Source organism: Streptomyces iconiensis, assembly GCF_028657195.3.
Taxonomy (GTDB): domain Bacteria; phylum Actinomycetota; class Actinomycetes; order Streptomycetales; family Streptomycetaceae; genus Streptomyces; species Streptomyces iconiensis.
Map to the genome: position 1 here is coordinate 21,353 of NZ_JANCPR020000025.1, position 21,771 is coordinate 43,123.

17 protein-coding genes and 1 pseudogene are annotated in these 21,771 nt (G+C 71.4%); 3 read left to right on the plus strand and 15 right to left on the minus strand.

The genetic code is table 11. The features are described 5' to 3' along the window. Window positions 1-89: 89 nt before the first annotated feature. From NMN56_RS23840 to NMN56_RS23885, 10 genes and pseudogenes are all read right to left on the minus strand, one after another. Entirely contained in the window at window positions 90-2,159 is a 2,070-nt protein-coding gene (locus NMN56_RS23840; RefSeq protein ID WP_274041456.1) for a glycoside hydrolase family 127 protein, read from the minus strand. A gap of 257 nt (window positions 2,160-2,416) precedes the next feature. After that, window positions 2,417-3,418: a proline racemase family protein gene (locus tag NMN56_RS23845; RefSeq protein WP_274041455.1), complete on the minus strand. Its 1,002-nt coding sequence runs from the start codon at window positions 3,416-3,418 to the stop codon at window positions 2,417-2,419. Further along, window positions 3,415-4,350 (minus strand): dihydrodipicolinate synthase family protein, encoded by a 936-nt coding sequence (locus NMN56_RS23850; protein WP_274041454.1) that lies wholly within the window; start codon window positions 4,348-4,350, stop codon window positions 3,415-3,417. The genes NMN56_RS23845 and NMN56_RS23850 overlap by 4 nt, the downstream gene beginning before the upstream one ends. After that, window positions 4,347-6,017, minus strand: coding sequence for an FAD-dependent oxidoreductase (locus tag NMN56_RS23855; RefSeq protein WP_274041453.1), 1,671 nt, complete (start codon window positions 6,015-6,017; stop codon window positions 4,347-4,349). Before NMN56_RS23855 ends, NMN56_RS23850 begins: the two co-directional genes overlap by 4 nt. Further along, window positions 6,014-6,412 (minus strand): (2Fe-2S)-binding protein, encoded by a 399-nt coding sequence (locus tag NMN56_RS23860; protein WP_274041452.1) that lies wholly within the window; start codon window positions 6,410-6,412, stop codon window positions 6,014-6,016. Before NMN56_RS23860 ends, NMN56_RS23855 begins: the two co-directional genes overlap by 4 nt. A gap of 213 nt (window positions 6,413-6,625) precedes the next feature. After that, window positions 6,626-7,819 (minus strand): NAD(P)/FAD-dependent oxidoreductase, encoded by a 1,194-nt coding sequence (locus tag NMN56_RS23865; protein WP_274041451.1) that lies wholly within the window; start codon window positions 7,817-7,819, stop codon window positions 6,626-6,628. A gap of 165 nt (window positions 7,820-7,984) precedes the next feature. Continuing rightward, window positions 7,985-8,572, minus strand: a complete 588-nt coding sequence (locus tag NMN56_RS23870) for a helix-turn-helix domain-containing protein (protein WP_274041450.1) — start codon at window positions 8,570-8,572, stop codon at window positions 7,985-7,987. A 184-nt stretch (window positions 8,573-8,756) separates the two neighbouring features. After that, window positions 8,757-8,906: pseudogene (locus NMN56_RS23875) on the minus strand (LLM class F420-dependent oxidoreductase); the annotation flags it as partial. 111 nt (window positions 8,907-9,017) lie between these two features. Beyond that, a complete protein-coding gene (locus tag NMN56_RS23880; RefSeq protein WP_274041449.1) occupies window positions 9,018-9,584 on the minus strand; it encodes an NAD(P)H-dependent oxidoreductase in 567 nt (188 codons plus the stop codon). Beyond that, the gene (locus NMN56_RS23885; RefSeq protein WP_274041448.1) at window positions 9,581-10,648 is read right to left on the minus strand and encodes an LLM class flavin-dependent oxidoreductase; all 1,068 of its coding nucleotides are present in this window, start codon (window positions 10,646-10,648) and stop codon (window positions 9,581-9,583) included. Before NMN56_RS23885 ends, NMN56_RS23880 begins: the two co-directional genes overlap by 4 nt. Before the next feature lie 166 nt (window positions 10,649-10,814). Here NMN56_RS23885 and NMN56_RS23890 point away from each other — a divergent pair, with 166 nt between their 5' ends. The 3 genes from NMN56_RS23890 to NMN56_RS23900 all read left to right on the plus strand — a co-directional run bounded on the left by NMN56_RS23890 (window position 10,815) and on the right by NMN56_RS23900 (window position 14,318). Further along, the gene (locus NMN56_RS23890) at window positions 10,815-11,288 is read left to right on the plus strand and encodes a MarR family winged helix-turn-helix transcriptional regulator (RefSeq protein WP_274041447.1); all 474 of its coding nucleotides are present in this window, start codon (window positions 10,815-10,817) and stop codon (window positions 11,286-11,288) included. Window positions 11,289-11,431: 143 nt separating this feature from the next. Further along, window positions 11,432-12,688: an alginate lyase family protein gene (locus NMN56_RS23895; RefSeq protein ID WP_274041446.1), complete on the plus strand. Its 1,257-nt coding sequence runs from the start codon at window positions 11,432-11,434 to the stop codon at window positions 12,686-12,688. Window positions 12,689-12,698: 10 nt separating this feature from the next. After that, on the plus strand, window positions 12,699-14,318 hold the full coding sequence (locus tag NMN56_RS23900; RefSeq protein WP_274041445.1) for an RNA polymerase sigma factor: 1,620 nt from the start codon (window positions 12,699-12,701) through the stop codon (window positions 14,316-14,318). A gap of 4 nt (window positions 14,319-14,322) precedes the next feature. Here NMN56_RS23900 and NMN56_RS23905 read toward each other — a convergent pair whose 3' ends face one another. The 5 genes from NMN56_RS23905 to NMN56_RS23925 form a co-directional block, all read right to left on the minus strand. Further along, window positions 14,323-15,435: an aromatic ring-hydroxylating oxygenase subunit alpha gene (locus NMN56_RS23905; RefSeq protein ID WP_274041444.1), complete on the minus strand. Its 1,113-nt coding sequence runs from the start codon at window positions 15,433-15,435 to the stop codon at window positions 14,323-14,325. Beyond that, on the minus strand, window positions 15,432-16,598 hold the full coding sequence (gene solA / locus NMN56_RS23910) for an N-methyl-L-tryptophan oxidase (protein WP_274041443.1): 1,167 nt from the start codon (window positions 16,596-16,598) through the stop codon (window positions 15,432-15,434). The genes NMN56_RS23905 and solA overlap by 4 nt, the downstream gene beginning before the upstream one ends. A 306-nt stretch (window positions 16,599-16,904) precedes the next feature. After that, window positions 16,905-19,535, minus strand: a complete 2,631-nt coding sequence (locus tag NMN56_RS23915) for a GcvT family protein (RefSeq protein ID WP_274041442.1) — start codon at window positions 19,533-19,535, stop codon at window positions 16,905-16,907. Beyond that, window positions 19,532-20,623, minus strand: a complete 1,092-nt coding sequence (locus NMN56_RS23920; protein WP_274041441.1) for an S-(hydroxymethyl)mycothiol dehydrogenase — start codon at window positions 20,621-20,623, stop codon at window positions 19,532-19,534. The genes NMN56_RS23915 and NMN56_RS23920 overlap by 4 nt, the downstream gene beginning before the upstream one ends. Before the next feature lie 189 nt (window positions 20,624-20,812). Further along, window positions 20,813-21,616 carry an IclR family transcriptional regulator gene (locus NMN56_RS23925; RefSeq protein ID WP_274041440.1) on the minus strand — a complete coding sequence of 268 codons (804 nt, stop codon included), beginning with the start codon at window positions 21,614-21,616 and terminating at the stop codon, window positions 20,813-20,815. Window positions 21,617-21,771 lie beyond the last annotated feature (155 nt).

The following is a 21,771-nucleotide window of genomic DNA, read 5'->3' on the forward strand; positions in this document are numbered from 1 at the left end:
GCTTCCCTGCCGGCGCAGCGGCAGGCGCTGAGGCACGGGCTGAGGCAGGGTCACGGGAGCGGGGGAGCTGTCACCCCGCGCCATGGCGCTCACCACCGCCTGATCCAGACGCGCATGGCCGCCGCCTCACGGTTGCCCCACAGGAAGTAGGGGATGAACGCGGCCTCTTCCACCGAGGGCTCCTCAGCGGGCGCCGACGTATGCGCCTGTAGCGTCGCCAGCGAGGGGTACAGCTCGTCGCCGGGCGCCGCGGAAACCGTCAGCGGAAGCTCCAGCGCGACGCTTTCCGGCTCCCCGGGCAGCGCGGGCCCGTCCTGCCGTACCCGCGCTCCGGCGAGCGCCTCGGGCCTGAGCAGCAGCCGTTCCATGTCCACGGGCGCGTCGTGCTGCTCCAGGCAGTAGACGAGCGGGCCGCGGCAGAGCGCCGCCGCACCGCGCGTCGCGTCCAGCGAGGGGTGCGAGCCGTGCAGCCGCGCCGGCATGGGCAGCACGAGCCGCAGCTCGTCGCCCGCGCGCCACCGGCGCCGCACGGACAGCACGTCGTCCCGGACCTCCTCCTCCACCGGGGCGCCGTTCACCGTCGCCCGTACCCGTCCACAGGTCCAGCCGGGTACGCGCAGGTCGATCCGGTACGGGGCGTCAGGGGCGCGCTCGATGCCGACGCGCACCTCGTCCTCCCACGGGTACTCCGTGCGCACGGTCAGCGCCACGGACTCCGTCTCGACACGCGCGTCGGCGTACAGCGCGAGCAGCAGCCGCCCGGGGCGCTCCAGCGCGATGTAGTCCGCGAGCTGGGCGATCCAGCGCACGACGTTGGGCGGGCAGCAGGGGCAGCGGAACCAGGACCGGCGCAGCAGTTCGCCGCCTGCCTCGGCGCCGCTGCGCTGCTCGTGGTCCGTACGGCGCTGGAGCGGGTTGTCGTAGAAGAACTCCGTGCCGTCGGCCGACAGACCGACGGCGAAGGCGTTGTAGAGCACCCGCTCGAACACATCGAGGTAGCCGGTCTCCTCCGTCGCCAGGAACATCCGCCATGCCCACTGCATGGTGCCGATCGCGGCGCACGACTCGCTGTACGCGCGTTCCGAGGGCAGTTCGTACCGGTCGCCGATCGCCTCGTCGGAGTGCCGGGCACCGAGCCCGCCCGTGAGGTAGAGCTTGCTCGCGACCATGTCGTGCCACAGGCGCCGCAGCGGCCCGAGCAGCGTCGGGTCGGCGTACTCCAGCGCCACGTCGGCCGCGCCCGCTGCCAGGTACACCATGCGTACCGCGTGGCCTGTGACGGAGGGCAGGTCCCGGAGCGGAACGTGGTCCTGGAAGTACTCGGGCGGGAAGTGGCTGTACCGGACGGTGCCGTGGCCCCTGCGGTCGACGAACAGCTGGGCCTGCCGCAGATACGCCGCTTCCCCGGTTTCGCGGTACAGCTCCACCAGCGCCATCTCGACTTCCGGATGCCCGCAGACCTCGGCCTTCCCTTCGGGGCCGAAGAGCCGCACCACGAGGTCGGCGAAGCGTACGGCGACTGCGAGCAACCGCCCGTCGCCCAGCTGCCTGTTGGCTGCCACAGCGGCCTGGACGAGGTGCCCGAGGTTGTACAGCTCGTGCCCCCAGGCCAGGTCGCTCCAGGGCTCGCCGGGCGTACCGGGGTGCTGGTAGTAGGAGTTGAGGTACCCGTCCTCGGCCTGGGCCCGCTCGATCAGCGCGACGCTCTCCTCGTAGAAGGCGCGCAGGGGGCCGTCGGTGCCGTCGGCGTCCTCGACGCGGTCAGCGTCGTCGGTGCCGGCAGTGCTGGCAGTGGGTCCCCCGTCCCGGGCCAGTTCGTAGGCCAGGCCCTCCAGCGTCTTGTAGACGTCCGTGTCCAGGAAGGGGTAACTGCCCTGGTACGTCCGGGAGTTGGCGCTTTCCGTGTCGTCGGAGCCGCCGTCACCGCTGCGATCGGCGGCCCCGCGCAGGTTGTCCAGGTTCCCCGCCGCCCGCAGTTGCCGGATGACGTGCGGAGCGGTCGCCGCGCGGTTGCGGTCCTGCCAGCGCCGGAGCAGCCCGCCCGTGATCCGGACGTGCGCCGTGCTGAGCGGGGTGAGGACGCCGGCTGAGGTGCGGACCGCACCTGCCGCACGGACACCGTTGGGGGCCGGGCCTGTCTCGCTGGGTGGTTTTTGCATCTGTTCTCCAGGAGGGCGGGGGGAGTTGGGGAGATCCAGGGATTTACGGGCAGCACGGCGTGCCACGGCGGCCACCGTCGCGCCGCCCGTACCCGGGGTCGGGAGCGAAGGCGTGGGCGTGGACATGCGTGCGGAGTGGGGTGTGTGCGGCGTGGAGCGATTACGGCGTGGAGCGTGGGCGTGGCTCCGGGGTGCGGCTGGGGTGTGCCGTCAGGGGGACGGCGCCGGCCGGGAGGGTCGGCTCCCGGCCGGGCCGTTCAGAGGACGAACCCGTGGGGGAACGGGTCGTCGGGGTCCAGCAGATAGTTCGCCGTACCGGTGATCCACGCCCGCCCTGTGAACTCCGGTACCACGGCGGGCTGTTCGCCCACCATGGCCGTGTCCACGAGGCGTCCGGTGAAGCGGGTGCCGATGAAGGACTCGTTGACGAACTCGGTGTGCAGCGGCAGTTCGCCGCGCGCGTGGAGCTGTGCCATACGGGCCGAGGTCCCGGTGCCGCAGGGTGAGCGGTCGAACCAGCCGGGATGGATGGCCATGGCGTTGCGCGAGCGCGCCGCGTCCGAACCGGGCGCGAGGAACTGCACGTGCTTGCAGTCGGCGATCTGGGGGTCGGTCGGATGCCTGGGCGGATTCTTCTCGTTGACCGCCTTCATGATCGACAGCCCCGCGGCCAGGATCTCGTCCTTGCGCGACCTGTCGAAGGGCAGGCCGGTCTGTGCCAGCTCCGCGATGGCGTAGAAGTTGCCGCCGTACGCCATGTCGTAGCGGATCTCGCCCAGCCCCGGCACCTCGACGGAGGCGTCCCGCTGCGCGAGGAAAGCGGGCACGTTGCGCAGGGTGACATGCCGGGCAGCGCCGTCCTCAACGGCCACCCGTGCCTCGATCAGCCCGGCCGGAGTGTCCAGGCGCACCACGGTCTCCGGCTCGCTCACCTCGACCATCCCGGTCTCCACCAGCACCGTGGCGACCCCGATGGTGCCGTGCCCGCACATCGGCAGAAAGCCGCTGACCTCGACATAGAGCACACCCCAGTCCGCGTCCTGACGGGTCGGCGGCTGGAGGATCGCCCCGCTCATCGCCGGGTGCCCGCGCGGCTCGTCCACCAGGAAGCGCCGCAGCGTGTCGAGTTCGCGCATCGCGTACACGCGGCGCTCCGCCATGGTGGCTCCCGGAATCGGGGCCACCCCGCCAGTGACCACCCGGGTGGGCATGCCCTCGGTGTGCGAGTCGACCGCGCTGAGGGTGCGGATCGACCTCATTGGCCGCCCTCCTCCTGGAGCGAGGCGACGGCGCGGGCCATGTCGGCCTCGATCTGCTCACGGTAGTGCGGCGGCAGCGGTCCGCGCGGCGGGCGGCACGGGCCGCCGACGCGCCCCACCTTCTCCATGCCGAGCTTGATGGCCTGGACGAACTCCGTACGCGAGTCCCAGCGGAACGCGGCGACCAGCGGCTCGTAGAGCGCCCGTGCCTCGGCCAGCTTCCCGGCCAGCGCCAGCTCGAACAGCCGCACGGACTCGGCGGGGAAGACGTTGGGGAAGCCCGCGAACCAGCCGGTCGCGCCCATCAGCAGGCTCTCCAGGACCACGTCGTCGGCGCCGCTGATGACCTGGAGGTCGGGGGCCTTCTCCCGGATCTCCAGCACCCGGCGCACATCGCCCGAGAACTCCTTCACCGCCACGATGTTGTCGATCTGCGCGATCTCGGCCAGCAGATCGGGAGTGAGGTCGACCTTGGTGTCGACGGGGTTGTTGTAGGCCATCACGGGCAGGCCGACCGCTGCGACCGCCTCGTAGTGCCGGATGATCTCGCCGTGGTTGGCGCGGTACATCGTCGGCGGCAGGCACAGCACGCCGTTGGCGCCGTCCTCGGCCGCCAGTTCGGCCCAGTACGCCGCCTGGTGCGAACCGGCGCCGTGGACGCCCACGATCACCTTGCCGTGGCCCGCCACCGCCTCGATCGCCGTACGCGCGACCGCGCGCCGCTCCTCGTCGGTGAGGGAGGAGTACTCCCCGAGCGAACCGTTGGGCCCGACGCCGACGCAGCCGCTGTCCACGAGCCAGCGGCAGTGCTCGGCGTAGGCGTCGTAGTCGATCGCCAGCCCGGCGGGCGCCGTGGCCTCGGGCCGATAGGGCAGCGCGGTGGCCACCACGACTCCGCCGAGGTCGTCGTCCTGCTGTATCCCGGTGGTCACTGTCGTTTCTCCTTCGTTCCGTCGTGCGGTGGGTGCGGTGGGTGCGGTGGGTGCGGTGGGTGCGGTGGGTGCGGAGGTTGCGGTGAGTGCGGAAGGTGCGGGCCCGAATCGGGGGCCGGGTCCGGGTCGGGGTGCGGGTCGGGGTCGGGGTGGGCGCCAGGGCCGGGACCGAGGTCCGAGTCCGGGACCGGGCCGTGCGGTGGGGCGTCCAGGGGGGCCTGGGCCAGTTCGCCGAGGCGGATCGGCTGGGCGATCGGCCGGTGGTGCGGGCTGGCGGCGGGCAGCCCGGGTACGGGCGGCGCGGGTCCGTCTCCCTGTGCGCGGCGGCGCAGCTCAGCGACGGTCGGGCCGCATACGCGTGCCTGGCACGGGCCGAGCCCCGCGCGGGTGCCGAGCTTCGCCGCGCGCGCGTCGGCGCCCTCCGCCCCTTCCGCCGCCCGGCACACGGACGCGTAACTGGCGCCCTCGCAGCGGCAGATCACGGTCTCAGGGCGCAGCCAACCGGGCCAGGCGCCGCCCACGGCGTGAGCCAGCGCCAGCCTGCGGGCGAAGGCGCGTCCCTGGTCCCTCTTGCGCCGCAGCGCGCGCAGCGCGGGATGCCCCGGATCGCCGCCTCCGGCGATCCACCCGGCGACGGCTCCCTCGGCGCGCGCCGCCGGGGCTCCGGCCACTCCGGTGATCTCGCCGGCCGCGTACACCTGCCGCACGCTCGTGTGCTGGTCGCCGTCCACGGTCACGAACTCGTCGCCCGGCACGGTTGAAGGGCCAGGGCCCAGGGCGCAGCCGGCGGCGAGCGGGAGTTCGAGGAGGGGCGAGAAGCCGTGCGTGACGCATACGGCGTCGACCGGGAGTACTCGCTCCGTCCCCGGTACGACGGACCAGTCCTGGCGCACCCTGGCGGTCACCGCCTCCTCCGCCCTGCCGTCACCCCGCACCTCCGTCACGGCCCGTCCGAACCGGTAGGGGACACGGTGCCGGGCCAAGGCGGCGCCGTACTCCAGGAGTTCGCCGCCCTTGCCCGCCTGCGCCGCCAGCTCCCACGGCCTGCGCAGCCAGCCACGGGCCGCCGCGCCGCGCGTGCTCGCCTCCAGTACCTCGATGACCGAGGAGCCCGCCTCCAGCAGGGAGTCGGCCACCGGCAGGAGGAACGGGCCCGTGCCGGCGACGACCACCTGGTTGCCCAGTACCACCCGTTCACCCTTCACCATCGCCTGTGCCGCGCCTGCGGTGAAGACACCGGGAAGCTGCCAGCCGGGGAAGGGCAGCACCCGGTCGTGGGCGCCGACGGCGAGCACCAGCGCGTCCGGGGTGACGGTGCTCCGGCGCCGCGCCGACCCGTCGGCCGGGCCGTGTGCGACGTGGACGGTCGGCGGTCCCGCCGCCTCGTGTGCCTGCCGCTCCAGCGCCCACACCTCGGTCCCGCTCCACCAGGTGCAGCGCGGATGTGTCAGTACGCGCCGCCGCAGGGCGTCGAAGCGGTCCCAGTCGTGCTGGACGCGGTCGGGCCGGGCGGCGGCGTACGCGTCGGGGAGCGCCCTGTTGTACTGGCCGCCCGGCTGTTCGGCCGAGTCGATCAGCGTGACCCGCGCCCCGGCAGCGAGCGCGGCGGCTGCGGCCGAGAGCCCGCCGGGGCCCGCGCCGACCACGAGGGTGTGCCGGGCCGTCACGAGGTGCCGTCCTGCGGACGCGAGGGCTGGGCCGGGGGAGTGGCGGGTATGTCGACCGGGCTGTTTTCAGGGGTGGTTGGCCCTTCACCTTCGTGCGGGGAGCGGGTCTGGGTACGGACCTCGTCGCCGTCCCTGGCACGTCGCCGGCAGGCCCGTACATCGCGTTCGCCGTCCACCGTCAGCAGACAGTCGAAGCAGACGCCGATCCCGCAGAAGACGCCTCGCGGGGCGCCGTCCGGACCGTGCCGCCAGGCGAGGCGGCCGGACGCCAGCAGTACGCCCGCAAGGCTCTGCCCCTCGATCCCCCGCACCGGCTCACCGTCGACGGTGATGTCTATCGGCCGGTCCGTGCGCCGCACGGCGTCGGTCTCCCGGCGTACGAGTCTGGGACTCATATCCTCTCCTCGCTCTCCTCGCCACGGTGAAGGGTCCACTGCGCTGTTGTCGCCCACTGCGCCGTCATCGTCCGCGCGCTGTCGCTGTCCGCGCTGTCGTCGTCCGCGCGCTGTCGCCGTCCGCGGTTCGCTGCCCGCGCTGTCGCTGTCCGCGGTCCCGCTGTCCGCGTCCTCTCCGTTTCCGTTTCCGTTTCCGTCGTCACGGTGAAGGGTTCACGCGCCCTGCGCTGAGGCGTCGGCGGCCCCGCCCAGTACGGCCGGCCGGTCCACGCGGAACGGCGCCGCACCGATCTCGGTGGGTCGGTCCAGCAGCAGGTCGCACAGCACTCTCGCGGTGCCGACCGACAGGCCGATGCCCGCGCCCTCGTGCCCGCCGGCGTGCCAGAGGCCGGGCAGGCGCGGGTCGGCGCCGATGACCGGAAGGTGGTCGGGCACATAGGGACGGAAGCCGCCGTAGGTGCGCATCACCGAGGCTCCGGCCAGTCCGGGGAACAACGTCAGTGCTTTACGGGCCACTTGGGACAGCACCTCGGGGCGCAGCCGGACATCGAAGCCGACGCGGCTGCGGGACGAGCCGATCAGGATGGTGCCGGCGCGCGTGGACTCGACGACGGCCGAGGTCTGCGTCTCCTCGGCGCTGCTGCCCACGGCGCCCACATAGTCGGCGTCGTACACCTTGTGGAAGACCGTCGGCGGCAGCGGCGCCGTCACCAGCACCTCGCCGCGGCGCGGGTGCACCTCCACCGGGGCGCCGAGGCGGCGGGACAGCTCACCGGCCCACGGCCCTGCGGCGTTGACGAAGATGTCGGCCTCGATCCGGCCGCCGGTGGTCTGCACCGCCTCGATCCGGCCGCCGCGCCGCACCGCGCCGAGCACCTCGGTGCCGGTGCGCAGCCGGGCCCCACGCGCCAGCGCCTCACCGAGCAGCACCTGCGCCGCGCCGGCCGGCTGCACCTGCCCGTCGTCCGGATAGTGCAGCGCGGTGGTGTGGTGCGGAGTGAGATGGGGTTCGGCGCTCCGTACGGCGTCGGCGTCCAGTTCCTCGATGCGTACGCCCGCCGTGCGCTGGCCCGCTGCGAAGTCCGCGAGGCCACGCGCGCCCGCCTCGGTGGTCGCCACCATGATGCCGCCCTTGGGTTCCCACTCGGCCGCTCGGGCCGAACCCGTTCGCTCCTCGGCCTCGGCGAGCACGCCGGGCCACAGGCGGCGGGAGAGCTGGGCCAGTTCCAGCTCAGGGCCAGGGCCCTTGTCGGAGACGAGCACATTGCCCTCGCCGTGTGAGGTCGTGGCGCCCGCGGCGCCGCCGCGGTCGACGACGACCACGTCCAGGCCCGCACGCACGAGTTCCCTCGCACAGGCCGAGCCGATGATGCCGGCGCCGAGGACTGCCACGCGTGAACCGCTCATGACGCCTCCAGGTGTTCCGTAAAGCGAACGCTCGGAGACTACGACCGCCCCACACGGGTGTCAACGCCCGTCCCACGCGGAGTTCATGAGCCGTTCAGGACACCGGGGCGTGCGGGCGGTACGGGGCGGCCGGAGCAGTTTCCGGGGATGCCGGCGGCGTGTGCGTCAGTGCGGGGAGAAGTCGCGGCGGGGCTCGCCCGCCCTGTGCTGGAGGAAGAGCACGGAGCGCACCGGCCCTTCGACGGCCGTGTAGCTGTGGGGAGTCGAGGCGTCGAATCCGACGTAGTCCCCCGGGCCGAGCCGCACCTCCTCGTCGCCCACCCCGACCAGCAGCACACCGTCTTGGACCACGGTGTGCTCGACGCCCACATGACCGAGCGACTCCTGCCGCGAACCTTCGCGAACCTGCTGGTCATAGATCTCGAAGAGGGCGTCGTCCGTCTCGATGCGGCGCAGCGGACGCAGATCGACGCCCTCGCCGCTCAGCACCTCGACATCGGCGGCGCGCACCACGGTGAACGTCTCGGCCGTGCGCTGGTCGAGCAGTTCGGAGATCGGCAGCTCCAGTGCACGGGAGAGGCTGAAGACGGTCTCGATGGTGGGGTTGCCTGTGCCCGACTCCAGCTGGGAGAGCGTGGCCTTCCCGATCTTCGAGAGCCGGGACAGCTCGGAGAGTGAAATCCCTCTGTCCGTCCTCGCCCGCTTGATGTTGGCGGCGAGCATGTCGCGGATCGACCCCTCTGCGGGTGCCACATCGTCTCCTCGGCCCTACTCAGTCGTTCGATATACCGTACAGCAGGGAAGCGCGTGCACGGCGAACGGCACTGTACCGGCAGCCGCTCAGCTCAGGGGCGCCGTGGAGCCGCCGCAGGACGACGCGGCCCGGCTGGAGCTCCAGGCCGTGGCGCGCACGACCGCCGATGGCCTCGAACGGGGCCTGGGTAGCGGGCTCGGGGAAGAGGGCACGCTCGTAGGCCCACAGGCTCTGGTATCCGATCTGCTCGGCGGCGCGTGCCACGTCGGGCACGTCCCTGCCGACGTCGTACTGATGGTTCTGCGGGAGGCCGAGCCCCAGTGCGGTGTTCACGATGCGTAGCTCCTCGGACGGTACGAAGGGAGAGATCGATGTGTCGGGCGGGCCAACCCCCGGGAACGGCACGGGCTTTGACCGGTGGGCAGGCGCCGTCCGCGGCCGACTTCACACCCCGGCGGTTTCCTCGCGGTCGTGCAGGGCCTTGAGCTGCGAGGCGATGTCGCGCAAACCCACCTCGACGCGGCTGTACACCTCGCCGTTGAGGACCAAGGTGCCGTCGAAATCGCCCGCACTGGCATAGAAGCCGACCGGTGCGACGGCGGCCTGGAAGAAGCCGAAGAGCGGCCTGAGCGCGTGCTCGATGACGAGCGCGTGCCGGTCGCTTCCCCCGGTGGCCACCAGGATGACGGGTTTGTTCGCGAGGGCGTACTGGCCGACGAGGTCGAAGAAGTGCTTGAACTGTCCCGAGTACGACCCTCGGAACACCGGTGTCGCCGCGACGAGCACGTCGGCTTCTTCCGCCAGGCGGATCCGGCGTTCGACCTCGGGGGACACGTCCTCGCGCAGGGTGGCTCCGGTGAAGCTCCGGCCGAGCCGGTAGACATCGACCTGATGGATCTCGACCGGCAGAAGCTCGTTGAGCCGGGAGGTGACGAGGCCGGCGAGCCCCATCGTTTTGGACCGCTCGTTCGGGCTGCCGTTGACGACGACGACGTTCAGGGTGCGGCTCATGCGGGGCTCCCGGCGGTGGCGGACAGCTCACGCCGCATCACTGGCGCGACATCGGTGCCGAGGCGTTCGATGGCGGCAAGGTGGTCCTTCTGCGGCAGGTGCCCGTAGCCGAGATGGAATACGGCGCGGGTCACTCCGTAGAGTTCGTGGTAGGTCATCAACTTGTCGATGACTTCCTGCGGGCTTCCCACGAGCAGTCCTCCGCCCGGTGTCGCCTGCGCGTCGAACGCGCGTCGCGGCAGGTCGAATCCCGCTCCGCGCTGGTGGTTGTTCTCCCGCATCCCCACGGTGAAATACGGATACATCGTGTCCCGGGCGCCCTGGCTCGTCGCGCCGACATGGCCGTGGGCCGTGATGCCGACCCGGGCGGCCTCCGCCGGATGGCCGGCGCTCTCGAACGCCTCGTAGTACTTCGCCACCCCGTCGGTGAACTGCCCAACCGGCCCGAGGAGCAGGGCGAGCGCCAGTGGCAGGCCCAGTGAACCCGCCCGGACGGCGGAGGCGGGAGTGCCTCCGCTCGCGATCCAGACCGGCAACTCGCCGACCGGCCGGGGAGCGATGTCGAGGCCGGTGAGGTCACGGGTGTGCGGCCCGCCGGGCCACACCGCGGGGTTGCTGCGGCGGATCGCGAGAAGCGCTTCGAGTTTTTCCCGGTAGAGGTCCGCGTAATCGGCGGCGTCGTAGCCGAACAACGGGAACGACTCGGTGAAGGAACCCCGGCCGGCGATGATTTCGGCCCGGCCGGCGGAGAGCAGATCCAGGGTGGCGAAGTTCTGGAAGACCCGGACCGGGTCTTCCGAACCCAGCACGGTGACACCGCTGCTCAGGCGGATGCGCTGCGTCCGCGCTGCCACCGCGGCCAGGACGACCGGCGGGGCCGATGCGACGAAGTCGGAGCGGTGGTGCTCACCAACGGCATAGAGGTCCAGGCCGACTTCGTCCGCGACGACCGCTTGCTCCACGATTTCCGCCATGCGGTCCTGTGGCGACATCAGCTTGCCGGTCGTGGTATCCGGACCGACCTCGCCGAAGGTAATGATCCCGATCTCGAATGGTTGCGTCATTTCCGTCCTCGAATGCGGTGGTGACCATGGGGAATTCGACCCGGGTCGTTGCGGTACCGGTCAGGTCGGGGCCCCTGGGAGCCGTGGGCGCCGCCATTTTGGTGACGCGTCATCTACATGAGACGGACCATACATGACGTGTCACCTACCCTGCTAGACTGCCCGGGTGGCTAAGACGAATGACAACCCGTGGCTGAACGACGACGAGCAGCACATGTGGCGGCAGTGGATGGGCCTCGACGCGGAGCTTCTGGCGACGCTCAACCGTGAGATGCAGGCCGACGCCGGACTGTCCAACCCGGACTACCAAGTGCTCGTCGTGCTGACCGACTCCGAGGAAGGGCGCATCAGGGTGTCCGACCTGGCGGCGTCGTTGCAGTGGGAACGCAGTCGGGTGTCCCACCACGTCGCGCGGATGGAGAAGCGGGACCTGGTGACGCGACTCGGGTGCCCGGACGACGGCCGCGGTGCCTTCGTCCGCATCAGCGAGACGGGGCGGGCCGCCATCGAGCGTGCGGCGCCCGGCCATGTACGCGCCGTACGACGCCTGGTGTTCGACGCGCTGACCGCGGACGAGGTGGCTCAGCTCGGCGAGATCTTCCAGCGGCTGCGGTCCCGCGCCGGTCTCTCAACCGGCTGAAGCACGGCCGGCACCGGCCCACCAGCGCCGCCGGCCCACCGGCACGCACGGCCCGTCCGCCGGGCCCGAAAAGTGTTATCGGGAAGGGGCCGCGAGCGTCTCCTGTGCGTACGGAATCCCCCTCCCCCCCACAGGAGATCCCCATGGCCGCACAGCACTCCTCCCGTTCCCGGGCACTGTCCCGTCGTGGTCTGCTCAGAATCGGTGGCGGGCTCGCCGTCGCCGGGGCCGCCGCGGGGACGGCGGCGGCTGTCAGCGCCGACCCCGGCGGCGGCCGGGAGCCCCAACGGGCCCGCGAGCGCGCCGCGTTCACCCACCCCGGCATGCTGCACAGCGCCGCCGAGCTGGACCGGGCGAAGCAGCACGTCGCCGCGGGCGACGAACCGTGGGCCGCGGGCTGGCAGCGGCTGAAGGACAACCGGCACGCTGCGGCAGGGTGGGCGCCCCGGCCCGTGGAGACCGTCGTCCGTGGCGGCGCGGGCCAGAACTACGCGCAGCTCTACCACGACATACACGCCGCCTATCAGAACGCGCTGCGCTATCGCGTCGGCGGCACAGCCGAGCACGGCGACACCGCGCGGGAGATCCTCAACGCCTGGTCGGGCACGCTCAAGGGGGTCGCGGGCAACGCCGACCGGTTCCTCGCGAGTGGCCTGTACGGCTGGCAGTTCGCGAACGCGGCCGAGCTGATGCGCGGCTACGACGGCTTCGACCTCGGCCGCTTCCAGTCCATGCTCACCACGGTCTTCCAGCCGCTGTGCGAGGACTTCCTGCGCGACCACAACGACGCGTGCGTCACCAACTACTGGGCCAACTGGGACCTGTGCAACACGGCGGCACTGCTCTCGTTCGGCATCCTCACCGACGACTCCGCCCTGTTCGACAAGGCCGTCGGCTACGCGAAGAACGGCGAGGGCAACGGCTCGATCCCGCACGCCGTGCCCTTCCTGCACGACGGCGGGCTCGGGCAGTGGCAGGAGAGCGGGCGCGACCAGGGGCACACCATGATGGGCATGGGGCAGCTCGGCGCCCTGTGCGAGATGGCCTGGAACCAGGGCGCCGACCTCTACGGCTTCGACGACAACCGCTTCATGAAGGCGGCGCAGTACGTGGCCAAGTACAACCTCGGCGAGGACGTTCCGTTCGCCCCCTACCGCTGGGGCTCGGGCCAGAACTGCGCCCCGCAGCAGCACACCGCCGTCTCCGCTGCCGGCCGCGGCGAGGCACGTCCCGTGTGGGCGCTGCTCGACCACCACTACGCGGGCCGGCGCGGCCTGGACGTCCCGCACCTCACCGCGTACGCGCGGAAGACGCGCCCCGAGGGCGGCGGCGGGGACTACGGCACCGCCAGCGGCGCATACGACCAGCTCGGCTTCGGCACGCTGCTGCACTCCCGCTAGGGTCGCGCGGATGAACGATCAGCGAGCCGAGATCGAGGCCGCGCGGAACGGGGACCGCGCGGCCCTCGACCGGCTGGCCGAGCGCTGGCTGCCGCTCGTCTACAACGTGGTCGGCCGCGCGCTGAACGGCCACGCCGACGTCGACGACGTGGTGCAGGAGACCATGCTCAGGGCCGTACGCCACCTGCCCGAACTGCGCGACCCCGACGGCTTCCGCTCCTGGCTGGTCGCCATCGCCGTACGCCAGGTCCGCGAGCGGCACCGCAAGGCCGCGCGGTCCATACCCCACGAGGACGCGTACGACCTCACCGCGCCCGACTTCGCAGGGCTCGCCATCGCCCGGCTGGAACTGGACGGCGAACGGCGCGAGGTCGCCGAGGCCGTGCGCTGGCTCGCCGCCCGCGACCGCGAGGTGCTCTCGCTGTGGTGGCTGGAGACCGGCGGCGAGCTGACCCGCACCGAACTGGCCGCCGCACTGCGCGTGGACCGGCGGCACGCCGCCGTACGGGTGCAGCGGATGAAGGAGCGACTGGCGGCGGCACGCCGTCTCGTACGGGCCCTGGAACGCGGCACCTGCGGCGAGCTGTCCGCGCTCACCTCGGGCTGGGACGGGCGACCCGACTCGGTCTGGCGCAAACGCATGGCCCGCCACCTGCGCGGCTGCCGCACGTGCGGATCCCGGGACCAGGACTTCGTGCCGCCCGAGCGGCTGCTGTCCGGACTCGCGCTGGTGCCCGTGCCCGCCGGACTCGCGCTGGGCGCCGTGCTCGCGGGCGCGAAACCGGTGGCCGCTGCCGGCCTCTCGGCCGCTTCCGCCGGCTGGCTGAGCACCTGGACGGGCAAGGCGGTCGCCGTGGCGGCCGGAGCCTCACTGGCGGCAGGCGGCACCTACGCGGTGCACCACTACGCGGACGAGCCCCCGCAGCCCCGAACTCCCGCCGCCGCGGCGCCACCGTCCACCTCCCCGTCCGGGCCCCCAACTGCCCCTCCCTCTCCCGCCGTTCGGGAAGCGCCCGCTTCCCCGCGTACGACGGCGCCGGCCTACGGCAGCGTCGTGGACCGCACCGACACGCCGCCCGACCCGGGACGGCGGCCCGCACCGCTGCCTGACCGCGGCGGCTCAGGGCTGGACAGCAGCGGCGACCCGAGCGCCCACCTCGTCCACAGGGGCGAGAGCGTGACGCTGCGCGGCACCGGCTATGTGCGGGTGCGCTGGCAGATCACCACGGGGCACAGGGACGGAGCGCTGACGATGCCGGCGTGGACGCGGCTGCGCGGAAAGCTGTTCCACGTCGCCTCCGGCGGCGGCAGACGGATGGACGAGGGGCCCGGGGCGCCGCTCCCGGACCGCGTCGTACTGCCGCCAGGCACCCAACGGATGTGGCAGAACGAGTACTTCTGGCTGGACGGCAGCGTGGTGCTGCACCAGAACCAGCGCGGCGCCGACTACGGCATCACCATCCAGCCGACCGACCACGCCGCCGTCTCCGCCGACCTGCACACGCGCGGCATCCGCTACGGCCTCGTCCGCGACCCCGGCACGGCCCTGGCCCCCGTTCCCCAGTACGCCACACGCGCGGCACCCCCCGACCCCGCGACGGTGCCCCGCGACTCACATCTGAAGCCGTGACGACTCACCCCACCCGCCCCGTCACCCAGTCATGGAACTCCGCGATGTGATGCTCGCTGGGCACCAGCACGCCGCCCGCGCGGTAGGCACGGGAGGACATGGCGGGCTGGGTGCGCTCGCACGCGGCGAAGTCCTGCAGGTTGACGCGGTGGAACAGCTCCACCGAGTGCGACACGTCGGCGCCCCTGGCCACGACCTCGGGCGCGTAGAGCCAGTCGCACTCCACGACCGTACGGTCGGCGGCCGTCGGGAACATGCGGTGGACGATGACGTGATCGGGCACCAGGTTCACAAAGACCTGGGGGCGGATCGTGAGCGCGTAGTAGCGGCGATCGTGCGAGTCGGGCACACCGGGCAGCCGCTCGAAGCCCGCGCTGCCGTCCACGGTGAACCCCTCCGCCTCGGACGCGAACTCGGGACCGTGCCCGACGTAGTACTGCGCGGCGAACCCGTCGGCGAACTCCGGCAGCACATCGGTGAGTTCGGGATGGATGGTGGCGCAGTGATAGCACTCCATGAAGTTCTCGATGATGAGCTTCCAGTTCGCCGCCACGTCATAGGTGCGCCGCGCACCGAGCGCGAGCGCCTCGACGGCGTAGTGCCTGATGACCTCGGCGCCGCCCAGCCGCTCCGCGACATCGCCCACCACCGTCTCCTCGAACGACGGCGGCTCAGCGGCCAGGCACACCCAGCCGTAGCCCAGCCACTCACGCAACCGCACGCTGTGCAGCCCGTAGGCGGTACGGTCCACGTCCGGCATGCGCGTCAGGTTCGGCGCGGCCGTCAGCTTGCCGTCCAGGTCGTACGTCCACGCGTGATACGGACACTGCAGCCCTCGCCGCACGGCTCCTGACTCCTCGGTGCACAGCCGCGCACCGCGATGCCTGCACACATTCAGAAAGGCCCGCAGCTCGCCCTGCCTGTTCCGGGTGACGAGCACGCTCTCGCGCCCCACCTGAACGGTGCGGTAGGCACCGGGCCTGTCCAGATCGGCCGAGCGGACGGCGCAGAACCACTCGCTCTCGAAGAGATGCTCCTGCTCCCGCGCGAAGTTCTCCGGATCGGTGTAACGGTGTCCTGGCAGGGTCGCCAGCAGACTGCCGACGGCGGTCGTCATCGTGTGGTTTCTCCCTCAAGTGTCGCGAACTGCCTGAGCGGGTCGAAGAGCGCGATCGGAAGCTCGGTGGTGCCGTCCAGCGCCAGGTCGGCGACGATCTCGCCGATCACGGGCACGAACTTGAACCCGTGCCCGGAAAACCCGCACGCCACCGTCACCGACTCCGGATGCGCCGGATGCCGCGCCAGCACGAAGTGCTGGTCAGGCGTGGTGGTGTACATGCACGTGACGGCCTTGCGCAGCCGACCGGGCAGGTCAGGCACCCGGGAGGCCATGTGCCCCGCCATCGCCGCGACCTCTTCCTCGTACACGGTCCTGTCGATGGTCTCCGGCCCGCACACCGTCCCCTTACGGAAGAAGGCCACCTTCGCCCCGCCCTCGGGACCCTCGATGGCGGGAAAACCGTAGATCTGCGTACCGTCGGCGTCCTCCCAGATATAGATCGGATGCCGCTCGAACGGCGCGGTACCACCGCGCGGATGGAACCAGTACATGATCTGCCGCTCGATCGTGAACTCCACACCCACGTCCGAGAGCAGCTCAGGCGCCCACGCACCGGGACAGACCACCAACTGCCCCGCCGTATACACGTCCTCCACCGTGTGCACCCGCACGCCACCACCCGGCAACGCCTCCCACCGGGTCACCGCCTCCTCGAACCGCAGATCGGCCCCCGCCTGGTACGCCAGCTGCAGATGCGCCGTCACCGTCGCCTCGGGCCGCACCAGCCCCGCGCGCTCCTCGTACAGCGCCACCTCGTCCGCACGCGGCGCCAGCGTCGGGAACCGCCGCCGCACCTCCTTGGCGTCCAGCACCTCGTGCGGCAGATCCCACTGCCGCGCGGAACGCAGACTCCCCGCCACCGTCCGACTCTCGGGCCGCCCGAGCATGACGCCACCGCACAGCGTCGTGATGTCGCGCCCCGTATCGCGTTCCAGCTTCTCGAACAGCTCGTAGGAACGCAGTAGCAGCGGCACGTACGCGGGGTCCTCGAAATAGGACTGCCGCGTAATCCGCGACCCCCCATGGCTCGACCCCCTGTTGTGCGTGGGCCCAAACCGTTCGAGCCCCAACACCCGCTGCCCTCTTGCCGCCAGCTGATACGCGGCGGCACTTCCCATGCCGCCGAGGCCAATGACAATGACATCACGCGAAGCCTTCACTTGAACCTCCTTTTAAGGCCCCTGCCCCGCCCTTTCACCATTTCTTACAGGGGAGAGCCCCCGTATACCCCCCTTCTGTTCAGGCTCGCTCGCGCTCGTCCTCAAGCTCCCCCAACCTCCGGCCGGGAAGTCCCCCTGGACGGGCTTGAATTCAGGGCTGGCCCCGATACGGGCGGGGGAGTCCAGAGGGGGCGGAGCCCCTTTTGGCGGGGGGCTTGCCGGGGGGCGGAGCCCCCCGACGCCCGGCCGGCGAGGCCCACGGGGCAAGGGGCGAAGCCCCATTAGTAAGAGACGGGGGGAATACCGTCAGCGCCGAATCCGAGCCATCTCAGGATCAAACAGCGGCTCAACCGCAACCGTCGCAGAAACCTTCTCGCCGAAATACTCGATGTACACACCCGTCCCCGGCGAAGCCGCAAACTCCGGCACCCACGCATAGGCAATGCAACACCCCACGGAATACCCGTAAGAAGCGCTGGTCACATACCCAGAAGCGACCCCGTCGACATACACGGGCTCGCTCCCCATCACCACCGCACCGGGATCATCCAAAGTAAGGCACACCAACTGACGCGCAGAAGGCCGCAAGGCCAAGGCATCCCGCCCCAAGAACTCCCCCTTCCCGGGCCGCACAGCAAACCCAACCCCCGCCTCGTAAGGCGAATGCTCGGCCGTCATGTCCGCGCCCCAGGCGCGATACCCCTTCTCCAGCCGCAGACTGTTGAACGCACTGCGCCCGGCGGCGACGACCCCGAGCCGCCGGCCCGCATCCCACAGCGTGTCCCACAACCGCAGCCCCACATCCGCCGACGCGTACAGCTCCCACCCCAACTCGCCGACGTACGAGACCCGCAAGGCGGTCACGGGCACGTGACCGACGTACGTCTCGCGAGCCTTGAAGAAGCCGAACGCCTCATGCGAGAAGTCCCCCGGGCTGAGCGGCTGGACGAGTTCACGCGCGAGGGGCCCCCACACCCCGACACAGCAGGTGCCGGAGGTGATGTCCCGGATGTGCACACCCTCGGGCGCCCGCCGGACGAGCCAGTCCAGATCGGACGGGGTGTTGGCGCCGAGCTGCCACCGCTCGGGCCCGAGCCGCGCCGCTGTGAGGTCGCTGCGGATGCCACCCGTCTCGTCGAGGAGCAGCGTGTACGTGACCGAACCGACCCGCTTCTTCAGGTTGTTGCTGGTCATGCGCTGGAGGAAGTCCAGAGAGCCGGGCCCGGTGACCTCCAGGCGCCGCAGCGGCGTCATGTCGTACAGAGCGACGCGTTCGCGGGTCGCCAGCGCCTCGGCCGCCGCGATCGGCGACCAGTGCTGCGCCGACCAGGAGTCACGTTCGGGCAGCGCGAGCCCCTGCGCGAGCGCCGCGTTGGCCTCGTACCAGTGCGGGCGCTCCCAACCCCCGGACTCCAGGAAGTAGGCCCCCAGTTCGCACTGGCGCGGATAGAACGGGCTGGTGCGCAGCGGGCGGGGCCGCTCGGGCGGCTGGAGCGGATGGATGACGTCGTAGACCTCGGTGAAGGCACGCTCGCCGCGGTCGCGTACGTAGGCGGGGGAGCGCTGGGCGTCCTCGAAGCGGTGCAGGTCGCACTCGTGCGGGTCGACCGAGGGGCGCCCCTCGGTCATCCACTCGGCTACGGCGCGCGCCGCCCCGGCCGAGTGGGTGACCCAGACGGCCTCGGCGAGCCAGAAACCGCGCAGCGCGCGGGACTCGCCGAGCAGTGGCATGCCGTCGGGGGTGAAGGAGAAGACCCCGTTGAAGCCGTCCTCCACGCGGGACTCCGCGAGATCGGGCAGCATCCGCGCGGACTCCGCCCAGCTGGGCGCGAAGTCGTCCTCGGTGAACGGCAACGAGGAGGGCATGACGGGCGCGTCGTCGTAGGCGGGCACCGAACGGGGATCGACGGGCAGCGGCCGGTGCGCGTACGTACCGATGCCGATACGCCCCGGCCCGCCCGCGGGATCAAGGTGCTCACGGAAGTACAGATCATGATCCTGATGCCGCAGAATCGGCCGCACAGCCTCGGCGAACGCACCCGCGTCCGTGCCGTCCGTGCCGTCCGTGCCGTCCGCGCGGTCCGAGTAATCCGAGCCGTCCGAACCACCCAACAGACCATCTCCACCCCCGCGAAGCCGCCCCAACGGCGCGGTAGTCGCGTACTGGTGCGCAAGCGGCAGCAGCGGCACGTCCACACCGGCCATGGCGCCGATGACGGGCCCCCAGAACCCGGCGGCAGAGACGACGTGATCGGCGGGAAAGGTCCCCTTGTCGGTCACGACACCGGTGACCCGGTCACCAGAACCACCGGCACCACCGGAACTGCCGGGTCCGCCAGGACCCCCGGCACCACCGGAACTGCCCGGTCCGCCAGGACCCCCGGCACCACCCTCCCGTTCGATACCGATGACGGTGTGCCGCTCCAGGAAGCGTGCCCCGCGCCGCTGGGCGCGCGCGATCATGGCGTGACAGGCGAGGACCGCACGCGCGAGCCCGTCGCCGGGGGTGTGGAAGCCGCCGAGGACGGTGGCCGGATCGAGCATCGGGAACAGTTCGGCGCACCGGGCGGGCCCGACCAGCTCTCCCTCCACGCCCCAGGAAGCGGCGAGCCCGGCCTTGCGGTGCAGGTCGGACCAGCGGGCCTCGGTGGTGGCGACCTCCAGGCCGCCGACGGGCAGGAAGCAGGAGCGCCCGTCGACGCGCAGGGAGCGGAACTTCTCGACGGTGTAGGTGGCGTAGGCGGTGAGGGTCTTGGAGGGGCTGGTGCGGAAGACGAGTCCCGGCGCGTGCGAGGTCGAGCCGCCGGGGGCCGCGAGGGGCCCCTGTTCGAGCACGGTCACCTCGGTCCAGCCGCGTGCGGTCAGCTCGTCGGCCAGCGCGCAGCCGACGATCCCGGCGCCGACGATCACGACGCGGGGAGCAGGAGTGTTGTTCACAGGACCACCACCGATCGCAGTACTTTGCCGCGCTGCATCCGTTCGAAGGCGATCTCGACCTCGTCGAGCGAGATCGTCTCGGTGACGAAGGCGCCCAGGTCGAGCTTGCCGCTGAGATAGAGGTCGATCAGTACGGGGAAGTCGCGGCTGGGCAGACAGTCCCCGTACCAGGAGGACTTGAGCGCGCCGCCGCGGGAGAAGACCTCCAGCAGCGGCAGTTCGATCCGTGCCTCGGGACCCGGCACGCCGACCTGGACGAGTACGCCCGCCAGGTCCCGCATGGCGAAGCCCTGGAGGAAGGTCTCGGCGCGGCCGACGGCCTCGATGACGAGGTCGGCGCCGTGCCCGTCGGTGAGCCGTCTCACGGCCTCGACGGGGTCGGTGCCGCGCGAGTTGACGCTGTGCGTGGCGCCGAACTGGGTGGCGGTGTCGAGCTTGGCGTCGTCGATGTCGACGGCGATGACGCGGCGTGCTCCGGCGAGGGAGGCGCCGGCGATGGCGGCGTTGCCGACGCCGCCGCAGCCGATGACGGCGACGGTGTCGCCGTTGGCAACGCCGCCCGTGTGCACGGCGGCGCCGTAACCCGCCATGACGCCGCAGCCGATGAGCCCCGCTGCCTCGGGCCTGGCCGCCGGGTCGACCTTCACGGCCTGGCCGGCCGCGACGAGGGTCTTCTCGGCGAAGGCGCCGATGCCGAGCGCGGGGGTGAGCGGGGTGCTGTCGAGCAGGGTCATGGGCTGGGTGGCGTTGCGGGAGTCGAAGCAGTACCAGGGCCTGCCCCTGCGGCAGGCGCGGCACGCGCCGCACGGTGCGCGCCAGGCGAGGACCACGTAGTCACCGGGGCGGATTCCCGTGACGCCGGGGCCCGTTGACTCCACGATGCCCGCGGCCTCGTGGCCGAGCAGGTAAGGGAACCCGTCGGCTCCGCCGGCGCTGCCCTCCCGGTAGTGCAGGTCGGTATGGCAGACGCCGCACGCCTGGACGGAGACGAGGACCTCTCCGGGGCCGGGGTCAGGGACCAGGATTGTCTGCACCTCGGCGGGTGCGTCCTTCTTCATCGCGATGACAGCGCGGACCTCGTGTGGCATTCCCAGACCTCGCAGTTGTTGCGTAGTGCACGACTGGTTGCGCTATGGGAGACATATTGAGAACGCCGAACCGCGCCGTCAAGAGATGTGGATCAGTGGTTCCTGATGGGGCGTCAGAAATGCCGAATGCGGGCCCGGCGGTGGCCGGACCCGCATCACGGGTGGTCGGAGCGGTGAGCTGATGCTCCGTCAGTAGGCGTAACCCATACGGCGGGAGAGTTCCTGGGCAGCCGCCATGGTCCGTTTGGCGACTTCGTGGAGCCGCTCCTCCTCCAGTCGGTACGAGGGCCCGGAGACGCTGATCGCTCCGATCACTTTGCCGTCGTGCGCCCGCACGGGAGCCGCCACCGCGTGCAACCCCAGCTCCAGCTCGTCCCTGGCCACGGCGAAGCCGTTCTTGAGTACGGACTTCAGCTCGGCGCGCAGTTCGGCCGGCGAGGTGACGGTGGCGTCGGTGAGCCGTGGCAGCTTCCGTGAAAGGGCGCTCTCCTGGACGGACTTGGGCTGATGGGCCAGCAGGGTCTTGCCGCTGGAGGTGGCGTGCAGCGGCGTGCGCCGCCCCAGCCAGTTCTGCGCCGTCACCGACGACGAACCCCGCGCCTGCATGATGTTGACCGCGGCATCGTCATCCAGCACCGCGATGTTCGCGGTCTCACCCGCCTCCTCCGCCAACTCGCGGCACACGGGGGAGCCTTCCTGCGAGATGTCCAGCCGGGAGGCCGCTGCCCCCGCCAGCCGCAGCACGCCGGGGCCCAGGTAGTACTTCCCCCGGTCCTGCTCCTGCGAGACGAGCCCCCGGGCCTCCAGTACGCCCAGCAGCCGGAACGCCGTCGACTTGTGGACGCCCAACTCCTCGGCGATCTCCGTGACTCCGGCTTCTCCGTGCCGGGCCAGAATCTCCAGCACACTCACGGCCCTGTCCACGGACTGGACCGAACCCGCCGCGCCTCGTGGTTGCCTTCCCGAACCTGTGTCCTCCGTCTTGTCCGTCATCTGCTCAACGTCACCGCCTGGTGGCCTGATCGTGGTTCACGGTTCCTGGTGCGCGGCTGTGCGCCGCTCCCCTCCGAGTCTCCGGCGAGGTCCTGCCGCGAGTATCCGGCGAGGTCATCGGCGACCGCTTGACGTGAAGCCTCCTCGCTTGGATT